The sequence below is a fragment of the Hydrogenovibrio sp. 3SP14C1 genome (genome assembly GCF_029625905.1).
Lineage (GTDB): Bacteria > Pseudomonadota > Gammaproteobacteria > Thiomicrospirales > Thiomicrospiraceae > Hydrogenovibrio.
This window is the reverse complement of the sequence record NZ_JARTLM010000107.1, coordinates 1-273: the sequence shown is the minus strand read 5'-3', so window position 1 is coordinate 273 and position 273 is coordinate 1. Positions and strand designations below refer to the sequence as shown.

1 pseudogene is annotated in these 273 nt (G+C 62.3%); it reads left to right on the top strand.

The annotated features are described in order from the left end of the window. Window positions 1-273, top strand: a pseudogene (locus P8629_RS11830) (hypothetical protein); the annotation flags it as partial.

Here is a 273-nt window from a genome sequence, read left to right as displayed (position 1 = left end):
CTATTATGGCTGGACCCTGCTGGCCGCCAACGGCGGTTACCCGTTCAAGCAAACCGATAGCGGCTATGATGTCAGCGACATTGGGGTCAACAATGCCGGTGCCCTACAGGGGGCCGAGCTGCTGGTGGAGTTGATCGAGAGCGGCGTACTGCCCCGGGGCACCGACTACAACCTGATGGATACTCGCTTCAACCGGGGCGAAGTCGCCACCATGATCAGCGGCCCCTGGGCATGGCCTAACCTGGAGCGCAGCGGCATTGATTACGGCGTGGC